Raw genomic sequence first — 20,812 nt, forward strand, 5'->3', positions numbered from 1 at the left:
CTTAAACGGAATTCAGGTTAGATAGGCTGCTTCACACAAACCTTCTTCATGTCCTAATGGTAGATTTTGTGAAGTAAATTTGATCAACCACGCTTGATCACCTTGATTGGCTCTCGTGCGGCAGTGCTTTGTATCATCCGGTGCTAAATAAATTTGGGCTTTCGGTCTGGCACCACCAGAACTGCCGGCGGCAACTAATGCGGCAAGCACCTCGTCTGTCTGACCATCAAATAAAGCCTGTGCCTGAAGCCCCATCGTTGCCAAATCAATGTCATCCGTTTGCTCAATAGCGAAATCAGAAACCGGATCAAACGATAATGCGCCAATACCACTGTGACCAACAAAAGCTAAACGATCCATTGCCGTGAGTTGGGTTGGCAGAATACCATGCTGGCGGAAAACGCGATCCTGTAATAACAGTCCCCATCCATCCGGTAAACAATCCCCGAATACACCATGAATACCTTGATGTGGTGTTTTTGGTGCAATCTGTAATTCTGTTGTCGCCTTCAGTATAAAAGGTGACAAATTACCGTGTTGTTCAAGGTATTGCGCATCATATTGAAAAAACACCCCCTGACGGTTTTGCGCCATCACCCCAACATGTATACGCTCACCCGATGATAGAGTGCGCATTACCTCTAGTTTTTGAATCGGTTTAAACACCATATTTTAATACCTCTTCAATTGAGGTTGGCATGACTGGATTGTTGATCTGCTCTTGTGTGAGTTCAAAAAGACGCTGCAAATCATCCAGACTTTGCCAGAGCAACAATAGCTGGCGAAAAGATATTTTTCCGGTAAGCTCAAATTTTTTGATGGTCGCAGCAGGTACGCTGCTGCGCGTAGCCAGTGCCTCTCGTGATAGCTTGGCTTGCTCACGGAGGCGACGAAGATGCTTAGCAAAAGCGTGTTGAACATCAACATCATCTAGTAGTAAAAAATGGCTCATATCATCCCCGAAATGGATACAATAATATCCATTATAGTTTAAAAATATAAATTATGGATATTATTGTATCCATAAAAAGGGTTGGATACTGTAACCAGAACGTATGTTGATAACTACGTTAAATCATCAGTGGGGATAAATCCCCACTGATATAAAAATTACCAATCGCCTGACGCACCACCGCCGCTACTTCTGCCACTGCTATCAAACACACGGGAAGCGAATTCTTCAACGGTATTACTGCCCGTAGTCGGAATAATCAAAACGGCTATCTGTACTTCTTTTTCAGATTGCAGTTTTTTGATCTGACGGGTCAATCGTTGGTTCTCTTCTTTCGTCAGAACTTTGGCAATATCTGTTACTCGCTTGCTTAATGCAGGAACATCAACGGCTGTTGTTTCTGATTTTATCTCTTTGGCTGATACACTGCCCATTCCGATGAGCAATAAAAACAGCATAAAAAAATACTTTATGATCAAAGAGTCATTTTTTCTCGGTTGTGTTAGGCAGGCACTACAACCATCCTTTGGTATAGGGGAAATTACTGACATCAAATATCTTTAGTTCTTTTTTCTAATATCAATCATCAATAGTATATGGATATATTCCATGACGTGTAATGAAGAAAACGGCATTATTTTTACGATAATACCGTTGATAATAGATTTATTTTCCCACTTTAATTTTTGCTGATTTATATGCGGTCAATAATGCCAAGATTGGCGCAATAGCAAAGAGTAAAAGTAACCAGTGGGAAGAGGAAGCCGCGCCTTCCACTCCGCCCGGCTGATAAAATCCGAATAGATTGGCGATCATGCCGCCTAACGCAGAACCAAATGCGGTGGAAAATAATTGAACGGTGGTGATGGACGAACCGGCAATACTTTTATCGGCATCACTGGAAACCTGCAAAATGCGGGTCAAAAGATGAGGCCAGCCAAAACCGACGCCGAATCCAAAGACTCCCAACCCCAAAATGAGCGGCAATACTATCTGCCATTCACCTGTCGATGGATATGGCAATATCACCAGCAACAGCACCATGCCGAGCAGCATGAAAACAGGGCCACTCACAATCGCAAATCGCATTTTTGCGCCTTGCCAACTGGCACTGAGCATTTCTCCTACTGTCCAACCCATCGCTGCGGCTGCAACCATATAACCAGAGGCCAAAGGTGATTGCCCATGCAGAATTTGCAGGAAATAGGGAACGAAAACGTCACACGCCAAGCCTATCACCAGTAGCGATATGGTGAGGAATAAGACCAGATGGGGAGATCGCAGGCTCAGGGCATTTTCAGGCAATAATCTCGCTGAAGTACGACGTTCATAGATGATCAGCAACGACACCAAGACGACGGATGTAACAACGCCAATAATATTTATCCGAACATCTTGGGATAAGCTTCCCGCTGATATCACCAACACAGCAGTCGATAGCAGGATCAGTTGCACAATCGGCAATGGGATTCTGGTTTTATCCTGCTCCTGCTTTTTCGGCAAAATCAGGTAAGTAAATACGATATACAACAAAATAATGGGCACCATAATGCCAAATGCATAACGCCATGCGTTCATCTCAGCGAAAATACCGCCTATCGCTGGCCCGATTAAGGTTGCAACTCCCCACACCCCCGAGATCAGGGCCATCGCACGAGTCCAGAGTGATTGCTCAAATACCAAGTTAATCATCAAATAGGAAAGTGCAAACAGAAATCCACCGCCGAGCCCCTGAATGGTTCTTCCAATCAGCATCACCTCCATCGTCGGTGCGAAAGTACAAAATAAACTGCCGATGAAAAAGATTAATCCCGCAACCAAGTAAGCATTTCTCGCGCCTGACACACTCAGTAATCTTGCCGAAAGAATAGAACCAATAATTGATGCCACGACAAACAATGTCGTATTCCAGGCATAGAGATTCAATCCTCCGATATCGTTTACAACAGAGGGCAAAATAGTAATGGCAATTAAAGTATTAATTGCCATTAATCCCACACCCAATGAAAGTGCTATCGCACTTGGCGCATTTTTGCTGGAAAACAGATCCCGCCAGCGGCTTTCCTCAGTCATTATCATGATTGTTGTCCTGAACACCGGTTGAGTTATGAAAAATCTTACGCTAAATTAAACAAGATAAATCTTGGAATAAATTAATGTCGGGATCAATAATATGTCAAGTTCTGACTTGGAAAAGAACATAATCACGGGGCAAACAGTGAGTGAGAAGTTATTAATGCTTCTGAAAACTCAAGGTGCATTACAAGCCTCTGATGCCGGCAAACTATTGGGAACAACAGGTGAAGCGGCTCGTCAACAGTTTGTGAAAATGGCGAAAGAAGGCTTGGTTGAGGCGAAATCAGAAACAAGGGGAGTTGGCAGGCCTATTCAGCTTTGGCATCTGACTAAGCAAGGCCACGCCCAATATCCAGATACCCATGCAGAGCTGACAACTCAGCTGATTACGATTATTCGCAATCAATTGGGCGAAACAGCCATGGATGTGATCATTACCTGCCGCGAAAAAGAGCTTTTATCCAACTATAAAAAAGCGCTGGAAAACGCAACAGGGTTACAAGAGCGGTTGGAACGTCTGGTAGCTATTCGCAGCCAAGAAGGTTATATGGCTGAGTATAGTATTGAGGAAAACGGCTCTTTTCTGTTTTTTGAAAACCATTGCCCGATCTGTTCCGCTGCAAAAATATGTCAGGAATTTTGCCGGACAGAGCTGAAATTATTCAGAGAAATTCTACAGGCCAATGTGGAAAGAACTGAATATATTCTCAGTGGTAATCGACGATGCGCCTATCGCATCACACCACTGACCAAAAGCATTAACTGATTATTTAAATTAGCCTAAAAACAATCCGTTATAGTCCACCATCATCGATGGCTAATAAATCTCAATTCATTGGGGAAATAGATATAACCCTTCAGTCAGCCTGCACCGCTGACTGAAGAGATGATGAGGAATAGTGAGGATTAGTAAGGATTAGTGAGGAATTCCGGCGGATAAAGCTATTTCTTACCCGCCGAATCTAACTGCTGGTAAATATAATGCTTATAGCTCTCTACCAGCGCATTATCCTGACAATCATTTAAAGCACCCTCACACAAATGGCGCATAATCATATTGGCCTGATAAAACGCCGGAGCTGACAAACGAGTACGCTCCAGAATCATTCCGCCGAGGAAAGAGATATCCGTCAGCTTGCCCGTTGTAATAGGCGCTCCCTGTTTCAAATTATCCCGCAGAGTAAATTGAGTCAGATGCGCAGGATCAGATAACGGAGAGTGATACTGATCAAAGTGGATACTCGGTTGGTGATCACCAAAATAGAGGAAAACGGTGGGTTTATCACGTTTGGCAACGAACTCACTAAAATCCTCGATGGCGGGATCAGACGCGGTGATTTTTTCCATGTAATGACTGAATTTGCCCACTAATGTTGAGTTCTCGATCTTGCCGGTCAAACCATAGTCATCATGGTGGCTCTCTTCATAAGGGCCATGTTCATACATTGTCAGGGAGAAAATAAAAATCGGCTTGTCTGTCTCTTGCGCCAGAATAGTTTTCACGTAAGACAGCATATCCTGTGTCGGGATCGTCCATAGGTTTTCCTCCCGACTGGCCGGATAGCCCAATTCCTGTGGCTGGATAATCCGGTCAACGCCCAGCGTTTTGTAGGCATGTCCGGCATGGTAAGCCGATTTATTAAATGGCGTCAGGACAACGGTGTAATAGCCATTGTCTTTCATCGCACGAAACAGGCTGTTTCGCAGATGATCAACGACAAAGTAAAACACTGCATTTTTGCGTGAGCCGAAATCATCCGTGTTCAATCCCGTTAAAACAGAGAATTCAGATAGCCAGGTTCCGCCACCAAAGGTTTGTACCCTGAGCGGACTTTGGGCACTGACACCTGCATCCCGCCGGAACATATAAAGATCCGGCAATTTAACGTCGTTGGGTAATGGGTAAATATGAGGATTGACGGTGGATTCTTGCAATAACACAACTACATCAGGTTTCACGTCTGACTGCGGTTCAGGCAACGTCACGTTTTTCGCCTGTTGCAAGAAATAATCAGCAGATGAACCGAATTCCGGCGGCTGATATTGCGCATCCATGGCTGACATGACCATATTGGTCATCGTTCCCCGCCCTTTTGGCAGTTCTTCCTGCCACTGGACATGATAGGCATTGACCGTCAGATGGATACCCCAGACACCGGCGCCCATCAGAACAATGCTGGCAATGCGCCACTTGATACCACGTACAGAAGACGCTGCTTGCCAACTCAATATCATATTGAATATCAACCAGACAATCATCGCGGCTACCGCGATACCTGCCAACCAATAATGTTGCAGGGTTTCCTGATTTGAAGGGTCAAGAATGACATTAAAATCAGAAAACATCAGTTGTTCTTTGTAGTAATGAACTTTTATCTGGTTAAGGAATTTGAGGATGATAAATACAGTGCCAGTCAACACTGCCGAAAATAGCCAGCGTGTTGAAACTAAAAAAAGCAGACCAAAAATGATGCCAAACACACCGACAGAAATCAGCGCAGGATAAATATCACCCCCCTTTTCAAATACCAATATCAAGGAAGCAATCAACAGCAATCCAAAATAAATCTCCGAGATTATTTTTTTATTCATACTTTTTTCTTCATATTTGATTGAATTCCAGACATAAGTTCAATTTGATCCCACGAGTTAAAAATAGCATGGGTTATCAAATATACAGCAAATTCGCCCAATGAAGACACTTCTTATCCAAAGGAGTTCAATCTGCATTATCCGAAAAATACACCGCTAAAACATACCCTCATCCCGTAAAACGTGTAAATCTGATTTCCTGCGGGTAAATCCGGTGCGATCAAAGTATTCCAGAATTTGGATTGCTAATTTTCGGCCGATACCCAGCTCATTGCGAAAATCTATCGCCGTTATTCCTCCGTTATTCCGGTAATATCTGCGGATCACATCAGCAAACTGCTGGATGCGGTGACGATGGTAATAACGATCAGGCATAATGGCGATAATAAGCCCCAATTGGGCTGCTGTTCGCAAAAGGCCGCGTATAGTCTCTTCATCTTCTCCCGTTTCCGTTGCCAAATCACGAACCCACCATACCCCAGCGTCAAAATAAGGTTCTGCTTTTAACCACAGATTCGCCTGCTCTGTAGTAAACGCCAGTCCATGCTCAGGTAAATGCAATCCACCATGAGTCTGCTTGAGGGCATTTTGTTCAAGTAATCGATTGATAAGTGTATAAACCAGCGTGTCATCTAATGTTGGCAACGTCATTCTTTTCAGGCGGGCTTTACCTACCCCCAGTTGGTCTGGGTGTTTTTCGTGATATTCCGCTAAAGTCTGCAATAATTTTTGTTCTGCCACTTCCGCGCTATGCTGTGACAACGCCCAATTCTCAGTGAGAATGATGCCCATCCCTGACAACAAACTATTGAGATGACTTTCAGTTAGCTGACGAGCCCATGCAAAGTGGCTGAGTGACAACGCACCCCGCAGTAAATGTAAGGTGAGGTTTTCGGTATGACCAACAGCACGCGCCAATTGAGATAACCAAGCAAGAAATTCCGGCTGACGTTTTCCCCGACGCGGAGAATTTAAGTTAATGACCCGTGCTCCCGCCAGTGTTCTTCTGGCACTGATATCACGCAGGATCAAGCGATCATTTTCTACCAGCCACAAAGGATGATCCAATACCAACTCAGCCAATATGGGTACATCTGTCAGCGGATTCAGTAATGAAATCCTTCCGGTGATATGGCTGGCAGCATGGTGAATGTGGAGAGATTGCCAATTTTGTAGTGGTTCATCAGTTTCAATTTCTACCAATATTTTTTCAGCCGCGAACAACGGTTTTTGTGACAGTAGCCAATCCCCACGGGAAATTTGTTCTTTGCTAATATCCCCAACGATATTCAGTGCTATCCGCTGACCTGCCTGAGCGCGCTGGACAGGTTGATTCTGGGCATGCAGTCCGCGTACTCTCACTGCTTTGACATTGCTGGTCAGCCACAAAGTATCATCGACGTTGATACTTCCCGCTAACGCCGTTCCCGTGACGACCAATCCCGCCCCTTTCACAGTGAAAACGCGATCGATAGCCAAGCGAAAACGTTGATTCAATTTTTCATGCTGCGGATTTTGAGCAGGCTGGCTGGTTTGACAGGTTTGATGGATAGACAGTAAATATTTTCTGAGTGGAGCAATCCCTTCCCCCGTTGTTGTTGCTGTCACAAACAGAGATGATGCCTGCCAGCCTTGCGATACCAGTAATTGTGTCACTTGCTGCCGGACTTCCTCGATCCTTGTTTGCTCGACAGCATCTGCTTTAGTCAGCACAACCGTGATATCAGGCCGCCCGATTAAATGCAAAATCGCCAGATGTTCCTTCGTCTGAGCCATCACACCATCATCGCAGGCCACGACCAGTAGAATATGCTCAATCCCCCCAATCCCTGCCAACATATTAGACAAGAATTTCTCATGCCCCGGCACATCAACAAATCCCACCGAAGAACCATCCGGTTGCGGCCAGTAGGCATAGCCGAGATCGATAGTCATGCCCCGTTTTTTCTCTTCCGGCAAATGGGTCGTATCAACACCCGTGATCGACCTAATCAGACTGGTTTTCCCGTGATCAACATGTCCTGCTGTAGCAAAAATCATAGTAATCGGGCCTATCTCTGTAACAACGATTTTTTATAATGGCATTGCTTTATAAGCATAATATTTATAACGACAATGCCCGCAATAATGCATCTCCATCTTCAAGGCAGCGTAGATCAAGCCATAGCCGCCCATCATACAGACGCCCAATCACGGGCTTGTTCAAATTGCGCCATTGGTGAGCCAATTTTTCCAATGTGCCGCCCCGCCCGTCAATAGCAGTAAAAGTCAGCGCCCAGCTGGGCAGACGATCGACAGGCAAGGAACCGCTACCAATCTGGGAATAACAAGGTTCATCGCGCACAATCAACGTTTCGCTGTAATATGCCTGAATTCGGGGAAGCAACCACTGCGCCATGTCATAGATTTCATCTTGTGAGCGGGTCAGCAAACGCAGAGTCGGTAATTTCTGCCGGAGTTGTTCAGGATATTGATAAAGACGCAATGTTGCTTCAAGTGCAGCCAATGTCATTTTATCCGCCCGCAATGCCCGTTTCAGGGGATGCCGCTGGATAGCCTCAATCCACTGTTTCCTGCCGACAATAATCCCGGCTTGCGGGCCACCCAACAATTTATCGCCGGAGAAAGTCACCAGATCGATACCGTAGTTCAGATAATCGCGAGGCATCGGTTCCGCAGGCAAGCCATATTGCGTCATATCTATCATCGCACCACTGCCGAGATCGATAGCCGTCGGGATTTGAGATGCCATGCCCAGCTTCGCCAATGCCTCTCCCGATACTTCAGCCGTAAAGCCCTCAATGCTGTAATTACTGGCATGTACTTTCATCAGCAAACCGGTTTCCGGGTTGATTGCCTGCTGATAATCTTTCAAATGTGTCCGGTTGGTCGTACCGACTTCCACCAGACGACAACCCGCTTGTACCATAACATCAGGAATACGGAATGCACCGCCAATTTCCACCAGCTCACCACGGGAAACAATCACCTGCTTTCCCTGTGCTACCGTCGCCAATACCAGCAAAACCGCAGCGGCATTATTGTTAACGATACAGGCATCTTCTGCCCCGGTCAGCTCACACAGCAAATCAGCCAGTGCGCGATCACGATGCCCCCGATTTGCACCATCAAGGGAATACTCCAACGTCACTGGCGAACGCATCACCTGAGTGACTGCATCAATCGCCGATTCTGCCAGCAATGCCCGTCCCAGATTGGTGTGCAGGACAGTTCCAGTCAAATTAAATACAGGCTTCAGGGCTGAAGTTTGATCTTGTCTGACCCGTTGATGCAATGAGGCAACCCAGTTACCACTCCATTCTGGCAAAGACTGATGTTCCTGAATATTGAACCGCGCCTGTTCCTGCATTTCCCGCAACATATCCACTACCCGCGTCTGACCGTGCAGCTCAATCAGCGGTGTTATCCCGGGTTCCCGCAGTAATTTGTCAATGGAGGGTAACTGACGATACAGCGAGTTTATGACTTGTGTCATCGCTTTCCCCTTTAGTCACTTATTCGTTGGGAAACAGGAAAGGATTCAGGCTGCTGCGGGCGAAGCCTTCTTCTTCCATTTTGGCATCCAGAATCAGCGATGCCAGATCATCCGCTACTGCATCTACATTCGGATCTTTTTCCTGATAAAGAATTTTCAGATAGCTTCCGCAATCACCACAACTTTCTGCCTTAATTGCCGCTTGCTCGCTCTCTAAAGACCAATAATTCAGGTCACGAGTCTGTTCACAATTGCTGCATTTTATCCGCACAACATGCCACTCACTTTCACACAGATGACAATGCAAATAACGCAGACCCTGACTCGTGCCGATTTGCACAACACTGGTAACAGGCATACTGCCGCAGACCGGACAAAACTGGCGGTGATCACCATATTCCGCCCGTGCTTTGCCGGGGATCAAACTGGCCATTTGCGTCCAATAAACAGACAAAGCTGCCCAGACAAATACGGCCTGATCAGGACTGACTTTGCTGAATTCACTGTTGAGCAATGCACTGGCTATCTCTTCCAGCTCTTGTTCTGAGTTTTTCGCCAGATTTTCAAGGGTTGGTTTCACATGCCCCGGTACGGTGGGCTGCAATTCTGCAATCAGGGAATGCAGGATATTCTGCCAATGCAGAGTCCGAGGTAACGTTTTGCAGTCCAATGGGGCACGGTTTTCTTGGCGGGAATGAAGAAAGATCTCATCCAACTCCACATTCAGCGGATTGTCATACAACGCTTTTTGCTGTGCCTGCACAATTTCAGCGGCAAAATTCAGGTAACTGGAAAATGGATTATCTTTTGTCGCCAGCGATCTCAGACGCTCAGCACGGTGTTGATACAGGGTGTTCAGGTTGGCAAACAACAACGGAGGAATAAAACCGGCTCCCCTTTCATTAACACGCTCTTTGCCTAACTGTTCTTTAGGAATAATGCGAATACTCATTACTTTAACCTTCCTGTTATGTTGATACTTAAATTCAACGCAAGTTTACTGACATCACATTCATCCGGACACAGCAAAAATCTGACCTTAAGATGAGTGTCGCAAAATGAGGGAAGATGTCAAAATTCAGGTTAGACTGTTAGTATTCATGACTGGGGAAGGGTGAGTTTAACAGCACAATCATCAGCACTCTTCTTGATTGAACTATCCGTATCTGAAGAGGCTTATGATGAAACTCACATCTGAAAAATTACTCGCTGCAATAGAAAAATATGCCCAACAACCTGAGAAACATCGGAGCGTAACCCCAAAGCAAATGCAGTGGTTTACCGAACCAGAGAATATATTCCTATTGATCACCTCAGTGTTAACGCTACCTGAAGAGACGATGAACGAGATAGGAGATAGTGTTAATACTTGGGTTGATATTGCGGTAGCAGAGCTTGCATTAACAACAAACAAGTTACCACCAGAAACCAAACGGCAATTTGAAGAAACCATTGAACATATTCTGATTTATACCCAAGAAAACCTCTGGCTCAATAGTGAGTGTGTGTTGTTATGCTTATCGATATTAAAGAGACATCAGTTCAGTATCAAAATTGATATCGCTCAGCTACTGGATAAACCCAAATATGCTGATGACACCAATATAACGCCCTTTCCCCAGAAACAGCCTAAACTGGGTCAACTGTTTGATCAGTTTGAACTGCAATCCGGCATCGAATTCATTGAATTTTTCGAAAACGGGTTTTCTGTAGCACCTCCTGACGCTATTCCCCATTTGCTGTCGGAAGTCACTCATTATTCATGGGGCATAGATGCACTGCTTCTGCTGACTCAATATTTTGAGGAGCCGATTGCGCTTGCCAGTGCGCAAGTGTTGGATAATTGCCCTTCCTCTGCATGGACGAATTTATCCTACCTGCAACTTTTAAACCTGTGCGCACGATTCAACCGTCACCACTCAATTAAGCCTTGTTTTAAGCGCTGGAAAAAACGGGCGATGGCACACAATAAAGTCCGGGCAACGGCGGAAATACATGAGTTATACGCCACTCATGTTGATGGCAATGATTGCGCCAGTATGATGCTGAGGATCACACTGGAAGAGCGGGTATATCAGATGAATATGATGTTGGATTTTAAATCCGGCATCCGGGAAACCTTGCTGAACCTTGACCCTGAACAATCAATTGCTGAGCTGATTGCGCACTTAGACACTGAAGTTGACTTTCATCCGGTATCTCCGGACTGGCTGGGACAAATTTTGCCGTGGATACTGTCGGTGCAACAAGAGAAAAACACGCCGCTCGATTTCTACTCACTTTATTGGTTATCACAATTGCCTTTTGAATGGACACAGCCAGAAACATTTGAGCTTGAGCACTGGAGCCAAAAGCTGGATTATCAGGAAGACCCGAAACGACAAGAGCGGAATCGCCTGAGTCTCACGATGGGTTCTCCCTTAATATTGAGTTGGTTTGCACCGGAAGAATGCTTATTAAAAGCGAAAAAACCAAGAGACTTATTGAAGCTTTACTACTACGCAAACCGGGAATTGTTTGCCGGACGCCTGACTTATTCTGCTGCCGTTGAGCGATATAAACAGCCATCAGACGCACCACGCTTCACCAATGATTATTTGGATTTGGCCCATACACTCAGCGACCCTTCATTAAATCGCAAGAGATTTGCTTTATTTGATACTTTGGCGGAAATCAGTTTTGAATTATTTGTTACAGGATTAGATCCTGCCTCTGCTGAGATACCAGAGCAAGGGTTGGTTATTAAAGTCAGTTTATTAGAAGCGAGTCCTCCGGTATGGCGCCGGATACGGATCAGCAACCAAATGAGCTTGTCTGAACTGCATTATGTGATACAAAGCGCGATGGGTTGGGAAAATGCCCACTTGTTCCGTTTTGAGCTCAATGGGATAGATATTCCGGAAGAGCATTATGACCAATTGCCTGTCGGCGTATTTCTGCATGAAACCGAGGATGAACTCAATTATCAATATGACTTCGGTGATGATTGGTTCCATCAGATAACCGTAGAGAAAGTTCTTGAAAAAGATGTTAAGCGGCCTGAAATCACTGCCGGCAATGGCATATGCCCGGTTGAGGATTCCGGCGGTATCTGGAGTTGGAACCATTTACTCAAGTTACGGAAAAAGAAAGTCCTGACAGAAGACGAAGAAGAGCAGCTAGAATGGGCGGGATTATCGCCGGATGAACAGCCAAAACCTTTTGATAAACAGCAGGCTAACGATAGGCTCAAGGCACTGTTTAATCACTAACTCAATTAATAACATCTTGCAAAACCGGAGGAAAAGCACCGCCTCCGGTTTCATTTTCAACTTTCCTATTCAGTGCTAGTTCATTGCTGGTAATGACAAAACTCTATATCGTCATGATTTAACTTATAAGTTAAATTAACTGAAAGCGGGATATATCAAAAACCCCCTGCCCCAAATTCACTCTTTCTCTTTTTGTTGCCCGTTTTGTTGCTCTTGCTTCACGATTTCACGATACCAGCGCGGATGGTGTTTCTTCGCCCAGCCGCGTGTGACCCAGCCTTCCACCATCGCGCGTACTGAACCCTTCACCCAAAACGCCGCGTAAGCATGGACGATAATGGTCAGAATCAGGCCAATCGCTGCCAGTGAATGAACCAATAAGGCAATCCGGATTAACGGGATAGGAAAATACTCAGCAAAATACGGACGCCAGATAATGATACCGCTGACCAGCAGCAGGAACAGACAGACACTCACCGCCCAGTAAATGCCTTTCTGACCGAGATTGTACTGTCCGGTATCTCCGGCCTCTTCATTTCGCAGTACGTTGTGAATATTCTTCGCCCACTCAATGTCATCCTTGTCGATCATGTTATGTTTGAAATATCTGAAAAACATAAAGATGAACAGGAAGAACATCACCGAACCCGCAAACGGATGCAGTATCCGCGATAGTTGCGGTGTCCCGAAGATATTCATCATCCAGTTCAGGGATGGGAAGAAAAATCCCAATCCGCTGATGGCAGTGAACAGGAAACAGATAACAACCGCCCAATGATTCATTCGTTCAATCGGAGAATGGCGAATAATGACATCGTTACGTTTTTTCATTTTTTCTTCTCCTCCTCATGATTTACCTTGTCCGAATCAAGATCCTTAAGGGCATTCTCTTCCTCTTCTTTAGAAACACGGTTCGGGCCAATCCCCACATAATGGAAAATAGACGCGGCAAAGGTCGCGGCAAAGCCTATTGCAGCCAATGGTTTCCAGATACCTTTCCAGAATGTAATGGTCGGGCTGATGGTCGGGTTTTCCGGCAGGCCGTGATAGAGCTGCGGTTTGTTGGCATGATGCAGCACATACATGACATGTGTACCGCCGACACCTTCGGGATCGTACAGACCGGCATGGTCATAACCACGCCCTTTCAGTTCCTCAACCCGTTCTGCCGCCAGCGCTTTCATGTCCTGCTTACTGCCAAAATGAATCGCACCCGTCGGGCAGGTTTTCACACAAGCCGGCTCTTGTCCCACACCCACGCGATCAACACACAACGTACATTTATAAGCACGATTGTCTTCTTTGTTGATGCGCGGCACGTCAAATGGACAGCCCGCGATGCAATAGCCGCAGCCAATGCAGTGCTCTGACTGAAAATCAACAATACCGTTGGCGTACTGAATAATCGCGCCTTCCGCAGGGCAGGCTTTCAGGCAACCCGGATCAGCACAGTGCATACAGCCATCCTTGCGGATCAGCCATTCCAGCTTGCCGTGTTCTTCAACTTCGGAAAACCGCATGACTGTCCATGACTTCGCCGTCAAATCAGCCGGATTATCATAAACACCTACGTTATGCCCGATTTCATCCCGAATATCGTTCCATTCCGAACATGCCACCTGACACGCTTTACAGCCGATACAGGTCGTCACGTCGATCAGTTTTGCCACTTCTTGCTGGTGATCCCGCACCCGGGGCGCGGGAGTCAGTGAATTGGTGGCCGAGCGGCGAATAATGTCCTGAGATTGCAATGACATAATTTTTCTCCCTTACACCTTTTCCACGTTGACCAAAAATGCCTTGAATTCCGGTGTCTGCGTATTGGCATCACCGACAAACGGTGTCAGGGTATTCGCAAGGAAACCTTTCTTCGCCGCGCCCTCAAAGCCCCAGTGAATCGGAATACCAATGGTATCGACTTCACGACCGTGGACATGCAAAGTACGAATACGCTTAGTCACCACCGCTTTGGCCTTGATATAGCCACGATTGGAGCTGACTTTAACAGTATCGCCCTGTTTAATGCCTTTTTCTGCCGCCAATCGTTCACCCATTTCCACAAACTGCTCCGGCTGGGCAATCGCATTCAGCAAGGCGTGTTTTGTCCAGAAGTGGAAATGCTCGGTCAGGCGATAAGTGGTGCCAACGTAAGGGAATTTATCGGCCTTACCCATCGCCTCAAAATCGCTCCTGAACACACGGGCAGCCGGATTGGAAACCACATTCGGATGCAGCGGATTCGTGTCCAGCGGTGTTTCAAACGGCTCATAATGTTCCGGGAATGGCCCTTCAGCCATTTTGTCGATGGCAAACAGGCGCCCCATGCCCTCAGGCTGCATGATAAACGGCCCGACATCAGTTCCCGGAGCGGCGTTGCTATAATCAGGAATATCCACACCGTCCCATTTATCACCATTCCACGCGATTAACTGCCGTTTAAAATCCCACGGATTGCCTTGTGGATCAGCGGATGCACGGTTATACAGAATGCGGCGGTTCAGCGGCCATGCCCATGCCCAACCCAGCGTATTACCGATGCCGGAGGGATCTGCGTTATCACGACGCGCCATTTGGTTCCCTTCCGGCGTCCAGCTTCCGGCGAAAATCCAGCAACCACTGGCGGTCGAACCGTCATCACGCAATTGCGCAAAAGACGATAACTGCTGCCCTTTTCTCACCAGTACATTGCCATTGCTATCCAGCAAATCAGCCAGAGCAAGCCCGTTATTTTCCTGTGCGACTTCTTCTGGTTTCGGGTTATCAGGTTCGAGGTAATCCCATGTCATGTTCAGGACTTGTTCTGGTGCCGCACCCCCTTCTTCGCGGTACAGATCACGCAGGCGCTTGAAGATACCTGACAGGATTTCGCCATCCCCAATCGCTTCCCCCGGTGCATCAGCCCCTTTCCAGTGCCATTGCAGCCAGCGTGCGGAGTTGACTATCGAGCCATTCTCTTCTGCAAAACAGCAGCATGGCAGCCGGAATACTTCGGTTTGAATAGAGGCAGGATCGACATCGTTGAACTCGCCATGATTTTGCCAGAATGAAGCCGTTTCGGTACTGAGCGGATCGACCGTAATCAAGAACTTCAATTTTGACAAAGCAGCGACGACTTTATTCTTATTCGGGAATGATGCTATTGGGTTAAAACCCTGACAGATATAGCCGTTCACTTCCCCTTTCGACATCATGTCAAAATATTGCAGGACATCGTAAGGCTTGTCCCATTTTGGCAGGAGATCAAAACCCCAATCATTCTCTTTACGAGCATGATCACCATAGAAACTCTTCATCAGGCTGACAAAGAATTTCGGATAATTCCCCCAATAGTTGACCTGCCCCGGCACAGTGGATTTTGGCGTATTTGCCTGCAAATAGGTGTGCAAATCAGTTTGTTTTTCCGATGGCAGGGAGAGATAGCCCGGCAGACTCTGCGACAGCAGCCCCAAATCCGTCAGGCCCTGTATATTGGAATGACCCCGCAGCGCATTAATGCCTCCGCCAGCCATGCCCATATTACCGAGCAGCAATTGGATCATCGCCATGGTACGGATATTTTGTGCCCCGACTGAGTGCTGCGTCCAGCCCAGTGCATACAGGAAAGAAGTGGTTTTATCTTTCGCGCTGGTTTCGGCCAGATATTCGCACACCTTAAGGAAATCTTCCTTCGGCGTACCGCAGATATCGGTAACCACATCCGGCGTATAACGACTAACGTGAGTTTTCAGCAGATTCCAGACACAACGCGGATGGCTCAACGTCTTGTCACGTTTGGCAAAACCGTTTTCATCCAGCTCGTAGTTCCATGTCGTTTTATCGTATTGACGATTTTCCGCATCATAACCACTGAACAGACCGTCATCGAACGAGAAATCTTCCCGTACTATCAGGCTGGCGTTGGTATAAGCCTCAACATATTCACGATTAATTTTTTCGTTGGTCATCAGGTATAAAATCACACCTGACAGAAAAGCAATATCCGTACCGGAACGGATAGGCGTGTAGAAATCCGCTACAGATGCTGTACGGGTAAAACGGGGATCGATCACAATCAGTTTGGCGTTGTTGTGAATTTTGGCTTCTATCGCCCAGCGGAAACCGACAGGATGAGCCTCAGCGGCATTCCCGCCCATCACGACAATCAGATTCGCGTTCTTAATATCCACCCAGTGGTTGGTCATCGCACCGCGACCAAATGTTGGAGCAAGACTTGCTACCGTTGGTCCGTGTCAGACACGCGCCTGGTTGTCTACGGCAAGCATGCCGAGAGCGCGACTAAATTTTTGTGATAAATAACCTGTTTCGTTACTGGCGGCGGAGGCACACAACATCCCCGTTGTCAGCCAGCGGTTAACGGTAACGCCATCTTGGTTAGTTTTGATGAAATTGGCATCACGATCTTGTTTCATCAATCTCGCGATACGATCGAAAGCGTCATTCCAGCTTATGCGCTGCCATTGACTGGAACCCGGAGCCCGATATTCCGGATAGTGCAGGCGATTTTTACTGTGAATAAAATCGACCAGACCAGCCCCTTTAGGACACAAGGCACCACGGTTTACAGGATGATCCGGGTCACCTTCAATATGGAAAATAGTAGATTTGGCATTTTTGGCGCCATCGCCAAGGCTGTACATCAACAATCCACAACCGACAGAACAGTATGTGCAGGTATTTCGGGTTTCACGCGCACGCAGCAATTTGTAGTTACGTGTTTGTGCAATCGCGGCGGTTGGTGCAAATCCCAGCGCGGCTACCGTCGTACCCGCCATACCGCCAGCGCAGATCTTAAAGAACTGCCTTCTGCTGACTTGCATGGGGGATCTCCTCACTCACATTGCTCATTTAAACACCTTCTGACGAAAAAACGTCGGTGCATTTGCTTTTTTATTAATTCGTGTGATCTGATTAATTACCTGATAAGGTTTGGCAGTATTATGAATTAATCTGCTGGGAAATTCATCTAATGGATAACACAAGGTCAGGAAATCAGTTAGCCATTGAGGGTATCTGCGGCGCTTTTCACATCAATGTAAAACAAAAAAATAACCTGAACAGCGCCAAACCAGACTGGGTAGCAGAAGAAGTGCCTATTGCACTGGTTTATAACCATATTTCACATGTCGTCATGATGGCCAGCCCTAAAGATCTGGAATATTTCGCCATCGGTTTTTCATTATCAGAAGGGATCATCACTTCCCCTCAGGAAATCCGGGGTATTGATGCCATCACCAGTTGCCACGGTGGTATTGAGTTACATATTGAACTTTCCAGCCGCCGTTTTGCGGGATTAAAAGAACGCCGGCGCAATATGGCTGGCAGAACTGGCTGCGGAATCTGCGGTACTGAGCAACTGACAGAAATCTTTCGCCCAATTCCCTCCTTACCTTTCACCCAAACATTTTCACTCTCTCACCTTGATGCCGCGCTTGCCCAATTACCGCATATCCAAGAAATCGGTGCTCTTACTGGCTGTACCCATGCGGCAGGCTGGATAAATTCTGACGGGACATTTCTTGGCGGTTGTGAAGATATTGGTCGCCATGTTGCCTTGGATAAGTTGTTGGGAATGCGGGCCATAACGGGCTGGCAACAAGGGGCAGTCTTGGTTTCCAGCCGCGCGAGTTATGAAATGGTACAAAAATCAGCCAATTGTGGCGTGGAAATTTTATTTGCTGTTTCTGCGGCCACCTCACTGGCTATCGAAGTCGCACAGAAATGTAACCTGACACTAATCGGATTTTCCAAACCCGGAAGAGCAACTGTGTATACCCATCCACAACGATTAGTGGATTAATTGAAGCAGTAAAACATCCAGAAATTCGCTATCCCCTCCCTCTCAACAAAAAAACACTTTCCATTCAATAAATGACTGTCTTGATTTTAGAGATCTTCGTAATTAACAAACTATAAACAATAGAGTTACTTTTAATTTACACAACTATTTATTCAATGTACTTTTTTCATGGGGTTTTTCACTTAGAAAGTTCAGGACGTTTTTATGACAGGATAAAATACTCTTTATACTCAGTGAGGCTGCTAATGAAAAAGATCAATATATTAATCGCTACATTAGGCATTTTTGGATTGATAGCACAGGCTCAAGCAAAAGTCGGGTATGGCATAAGCCAATCAGAGACTGACCCACACCTTATACTAGGCGAGAAAGATGGTAAACCCGCCATAGGTATCTCTCTATACCTACTAAAAAATAATCTCTACACTTTCGATGAATTGAAAGAATTCACTACGCTCGACAGTAATGGCATCTATCGTGCCAAATATGAAGACGGTTATGGTGATATTGAGCATCAATATATTGATGTCGGTCAGGTTCCCGGTACGGAAGTATATTACGGTGAATGGGCACAAAAGACCCCCGATAAATCAGATGTCACACATACTGTTTTTTATACAGGCAAAGACGTTACAACCAACCTGCCAAACGGTGGTACTGCGACCTATACGGTAAAAGGTCTTAGCCAATATAGCGGCAATAACCTCCTTAATGGCACACTTACCGCAAACTTTGATACCAAAAAACTGGACGGCACACTGAGTAATGGCTCATTAAAGATAGATCTCGATGCCAATATAAATGACGATGCCGGTTTTTCAGGCAAAGCCACAGCCAATGATAGTATCAATGGACAGACGGATGGGAAATTCTATGGTGACTCTGCTTTCGCTGTAGCTGGGTATGCCAAATTTGACAGTGACAGACCCAAGGATACCGCGTTCGGTGGTTCTAAACAGTAATAGCTAATTTTTCCAGCAAACAGTGTCATTTTTGGCACTGTTTCCTCCTTATCTTCTTCACTTTCTTTGCCCTGCTTATTGCGGTCTGATACCTAATTGGATTGCCAATAATAGGGGCTTTGTGATCGGGTGTTGCTGCTATGACTGGCAAGAGAAGAACGTCTATATCTATATTATTAACGACCTTATTAATGCCCTTATTAATGGCACCGCTGATCTTATTTTACTCCGCGGCAGTTTATGCTGATGCCCATGAAGAAAGTGGCCACAGAATTTGGCAGGAAACACAGTACAATCAACAAGAAAACCAACAAAAAAATGAAGCCAGCCTGATTATATCTGATGCCATTCCGACAAAAGAGGGTACTTCAGCCGCCACGGGTCACGGACAACAACTTAAGATCGAAAACAATCTTAAAGACACGGCTAAAGCTCTGTACTTTGCTATTAACTATCAACAGTGGTCAAACGTTAAACACCTGCTGGTGGCTTATCAAAAAATGCCTGAGTACGATCCGTTACTCGTCGATTTTGCTAAAGGTGGACTGGCTCGTATCGAAGGAAATTTGGCACTCTCAGCCTCCCATTATCAAAAAATCCTCAGTCAAAAACCGAATTTCACACGCATAAAACTGGAACTGGCTCGTGTCTATTTTGAAGATCACAAAAATCGGGAAGCCGAACAGTTATTTAATGGATTAAGAGAACAGCACCAGTTACCAGAAATAGTTTTGCAGAATATTGATCGTTACCTTCAGGCGCTTCCCCTGAGAAATAGCTGGCACAGTTCATTCTCATTCGGTTATGCCTATGACGATAATATAAATATGTCTACAAATCAGAAAGCTATCTGCCTTCTTACTAAGGAGGGAAAGTGCATAATTGAGCGGAATGCGCCAAAACCCATCAAAGAGTCGGGAAGCACATATAATGCGACATTAAGTCGGCGTTACTCACTTATCGGCCATCACGGTATTTTTGGCCGTGGCCTGATTTATGGTAAGAATTATCCCCATTATCACGACGGAAACGAAAATACATTCCTGCTGGTCAGTGGCTATAGCTATAAAAGCAGGGAGCACGACTTATCCGTTGGCCCCTTGTTTGAATATAAACAGAGAGCTGGAAAGACCGAATACCATGCCATCGGTGCCAAAATCGAGGGACAGTGGGCAATGACCGCTCAAACCTTCCTAAACGTGGAACTTACAAATAAGCGACTGAGTTATCCGCAGAGTTATAGTTTTAAAGACGGTGAACTTTATTCATCCTATTTCAGCTTATCGCATATCATCAGCAACAACATTGTTCTGTTTGGCGGAGGTAACTGGGTCTATCGAGACAACCAACAACCCGCAGACCGTTATCAACAATGGGGAGTGAGTGCCGGAATAGCCGGACAGCTCTATCCCGGCATTAAAGGCTCACTGATTGCCACACTGAGACAACAACGCTTTGAAGCCTACAGCGCATTATTGGGAGCCAAGCGTCAAGATAATGAACAGATCTATACGGCTTCCATTAAATTTCCAAATGCCAAAATATTGGGCATGACCCCCTCTCTGACTTTCCAACATCGACACAATCGCAGCAATGTGGGCTGGCTGTACAGCTATGATAAAAACGAAATACAGATACAACTGGAGAAATATTTTTAACTGAGGTTGACTACTCCCTTACAGCCCC

General features: G+C 46.0%; 16 protein-coding genes. 5 read left to right on the plus strand and 11 right to left on the minus strand.

Going from position 1 to position 20,812, the window contains the following annotated elements; all coding sequences use genetic code 11:
* Positions 1-12: 12 nt before the first annotated feature.
* The 4 genes from FE394_RS10995 to FE394_RS11010 all read right to left on the minus strand — a co-directional run bounded on the left by FE394_RS10995 (position 13) and on the right by FE394_RS11010 (position 3,031).
* Positions 13-669: a HipA N-terminal domain-containing protein gene (locus tag FE394_RS10995; RefSeq protein ID WP_474068165.1), complete on the minus strand. Its 657-nt coding sequence runs from the start codon at positions 667-669 to the stop codon at positions 13-15.
* A complete protein-coding gene (locus FE394_RS11000) occupies positions 659-952 on the minus strand; it encodes a helix-turn-helix domain-containing protein (protein ID WP_319926435.1) in 294 nt (97 codons plus the stop codon). The genes FE394_RS10995 and FE394_RS11000 overlap by 11 nt, the downstream gene beginning before the upstream one ends.
* Positions 953-1,110: 158 nt before the next feature.
* Positions 1,111-1,410 carry a TPM domain-containing protein gene (locus FE394_RS11005; RefSeq protein ID WP_319926436.1) on the minus strand — a complete coding sequence of 100 codons (300 nt, stop codon included), beginning with the start codon at positions 1,408-1,410 and terminating at the stop codon, positions 1,111-1,113.
* A gap of 208 nt (positions 1,411-1,618) precedes the next feature.
* Positions 1,619-3,031, minus strand: coding sequence for an MFS transporter (locus tag FE394_RS11010; protein WP_319926437.1), 1,413 nt, complete (start codon positions 3,029-3,031; stop codon positions 1,619-1,621).
* Between the two features lie 94 nt (positions 3,032-3,125).
* Here FE394_RS11010 and FE394_RS11015 point away from each other — a divergent pair, with 94 nt between their 5' ends.
* The gene (locus tag FE394_RS11015; protein ID WP_319926438.1) at positions 3,126-3,794 is read left to right on the plus strand and encodes a helix-turn-helix transcriptional regulator; all 669 of its coding nucleotides are present in this window, start codon (positions 3,126-3,128) and stop codon (positions 3,792-3,794) included.
* Between the two features lie 176 nt (positions 3,795-3,970).
* Here FE394_RS11015 and FE394_RS11020 read toward each other — a convergent pair whose 3' ends face one another.
* The 4 genes from FE394_RS11020 to fdhE all read right to left on the minus strand — a co-directional run bounded on the left by FE394_RS11020 (position 3,971) and on the right by fdhE (position 10,068).
* Positions 3,971-5,620 (minus strand): LTA synthase family protein, encoded by a 1,650-nt coding sequence (locus FE394_RS11020; protein WP_319926439.1) that lies wholly within the window; start codon positions 5,618-5,620, stop codon positions 3,971-3,973.
* 156 nt (positions 5,621-5,776) lie between these two features.
* On the minus strand, positions 5,777-7,660 hold the full coding sequence (gene selB / locus FE394_RS11025; RefSeq protein ID WP_319926440.1) for a selenocysteine-specific translation elongation factor: 1,884 nt from the start codon (positions 7,658-7,660) through the stop codon (positions 5,777-5,779).
* A 64-nt stretch (positions 7,661-7,724) separates the two neighbouring features.
* Positions 7,725-9,116 carry an L-seryl-tRNA(Sec) selenium transferase gene (gene selA, locus FE394_RS11030; protein ID WP_319926441.1) on the minus strand — a complete coding sequence of 464 codons (1,392 nt, stop codon included), beginning with the start codon at positions 9,114-9,116 and terminating at the stop codon, positions 7,725-7,727.
* Positions 9,117-9,135: 19 nt separating this feature from the next.
* Complete coding sequence (fdhE, locus tag FE394_RS11035) at positions 9,136-10,068, minus strand: formate dehydrogenase accessory protein FdhE (RefSeq protein ID WP_319926442.1); 933 nt, start codon at positions 10,066-10,068, stop codon at positions 9,136-9,138.
* Positions 10,069-10,294: 226 nt separating this feature from the next.
* Between fdhE and FE394_RS11040 the strand changes: the two genes are divergently transcribed.
* Positions 10,295-12,367, plus strand: a complete 2,073-nt coding sequence (locus FE394_RS11040; protein ID WP_319926443.1) for a plasmid pRiA4b ORF-3 family protein — start codon at positions 10,295-10,297, stop codon at positions 12,365-12,367.
* Positions 12,368-12,544: 177 nt separating this feature from the next.
* On the opposite strand, the gene fdoI is transcribed toward FE394_RS11040, so the two are convergent.
* The 3 genes from fdoI to fdnG are packed head-to-tail and all read right to left on the minus strand — an operon-like array spanning position 12,545 to position 17,184.
* Positions 12,545-13,198 (minus strand): formate dehydrogenase cytochrome b556 subunit, encoded by a 654-nt coding sequence (gene fdoI, locus FE394_RS11045; RefSeq protein ID WP_319926444.1) that lies wholly within the window; start codon positions 13,196-13,198, stop codon positions 12,545-12,547.
* Positions 13,195-14,124 carry a formate dehydrogenase subunit beta gene (fdxH, locus tag FE394_RS11050; RefSeq protein WP_319926445.1) on the minus strand — a complete coding sequence of 310 codons (930 nt, stop codon included), beginning with the start codon at positions 14,122-14,124 and terminating at the stop codon, positions 13,195-13,197. The genes fdoI and fdxH overlap by 4 nt, the downstream gene beginning before the upstream one ends.
* 12 nt (positions 14,125-14,136) lie before the next feature.
* Positions 14,137-17,184 (minus strand): formate dehydrogenase-N subunit alpha, encoded by a 3,048-nt coding sequence (fdnG, locus tag FE394_RS11055; RefSeq protein WP_319926446.1) that lies wholly within the window; start codon positions 17,182-17,184, stop codon positions 14,137-14,139.
* Between the two features lie 149 nt (positions 17,185-17,333).
* On the opposite strand from fdnG, the gene fdhD reads away from it, so the two are divergent.
* The 3 genes from fdhD to FE394_RS11070 all read left to right on the plus strand — a co-directional run bounded on the left by fdhD (position 17,334) and on the right by FE394_RS11070 (position 20,784).
* Positions 17,334-18,164: a formate dehydrogenase accessory sulfurtransferase FdhD gene (fdhD, locus tag FE394_RS11060; RefSeq protein WP_319926447.1), complete on the plus strand. Its 831-nt coding sequence runs from the start codon at positions 17,334-17,336 to the stop codon at positions 18,162-18,164.
* Positions 18,165-18,409: 245 nt separating this feature from the next.
* Positions 18,410-19,126, plus strand: coding sequence for a Slam-dependent surface lipoprotein (locus tag FE394_RS11065; RefSeq protein ID WP_319926448.1), 717 nt, complete (start codon positions 18,410-18,412; stop codon positions 19,124-19,126).
* A gap of 140 nt (positions 19,127-19,266) precedes the next feature.
* The gene (locus FE394_RS11070) at positions 19,267-20,784 is read left to right on the plus strand and encodes a porin family protein (protein WP_319926449.1); all 1,518 of its coding nucleotides are present in this window, start codon (positions 19,267-19,269) and stop codon (positions 20,782-20,784) included.
* The last annotated feature ends 28 nt before the right edge of the window (positions 20,785-20,812 follow it).

This window comes from Xenorhabdus littoralis (genome assembly GCF_033949345.1).
GTDB classification, from domain to species: domain Bacteria; phylum Pseudomonadota; class Gammaproteobacteria; order Enterobacterales; family Enterobacteriaceae; genus Xenorhabdus; species Xenorhabdus littoralis.

Coding starts and splice junctions, on each gene's coding strand:
- fdhE (WP_319926442.1), bottom strand. CDS start 10,068: ATGAGTATTCGCATTATTCCTAAAGAACAGTTAGGCAAAGAGCGTGTT.
- fdoI (WP_319926444.1), bottom strand. CDS start 13,198: ATGAAAAAACGTAACGATGTCATTATTCGCCATTCTCCGATTGAACGA.
- FE394_RS11005 (WP_319926436.1), bottom strand. CDS start 1,410: ATGCTGTTTTTATTGCTCATCGGAATGGGCAGTGTATCAGCCAAAGAG.
- FE394_RS11010 (WP_319926437.1), bottom strand. CDS start 3,031: ATGATAATGACTGAGGAAAGCCGCTGGCGGGATCTGTTTTCCAGCAAA.
- fdxH (WP_319926445.1), bottom strand. CDS start 14,124: ATGTCATTGCAATCTCAGGACATTATTCGCCGCTCGGCCACCAATTCA.
- FE394_RS11015 (WP_319926438.1), top strand. CDS start 3,126: ATGTCAAGTTCTGACTTGGAAAAGAACATAATCACGGGGCAAACAGTG.
- selA (WP_319926441.1), bottom strand. CDS start 9,116: ATGACACAAGTCATAAACTCGCTGTATCGTCAGTTACCCTCCATTGAC.
- FE394_RS11065 (WP_319926448.1), top strand. CDS start 18,410: ATGAAAAAGATCAATATATTAATCGCTACATTAGGCATTTTTGGATTG.
- FE394_RS11040 (WP_319926443.1), top strand. CDS start 10,295: ATGATGAAACTCACATCTGAAAAATTACTCGCTGCAATAGAAAAATAT.
- FE394_RS11000 (WP_319926435.1), bottom strand. CDS start 952: ATGAGCCATTTTTTACTACTAGATGATGTTGATGTTCAACACGCTTTT.
- fdhD (WP_319926447.1), top strand. CDS start 17,334: ATGGATAACACAAGGTCAGGAAATCAGTTAGCCATTGAGGGTATCTGC.
- FE394_RS10995 (WP_474068165.1), bottom strand. CDS start 669: ATGGTGTTTAAACCGATTCAAAAACTAGAGGTAATGCGCACTCTATCA.
- FE394_RS11070 (WP_319926449.1), top strand. CDS start 19,267: ATGACTGGCAAGAGAAGAACGTCTATATCTATATTATTAACGACCTTA.
- FE394_RS11020 (WP_319926439.1), bottom strand. CDS start 5,620: ATGAATAAAAAAATAATCTCGGAGATTTATTTTGGATTGCTGTTGATT.
- selB (WP_319926440.1), bottom strand. CDS start 7,660: ATGATTTTTGCTACAGCAGGACATGTTGATCACGGGAAAACCAGTCTG.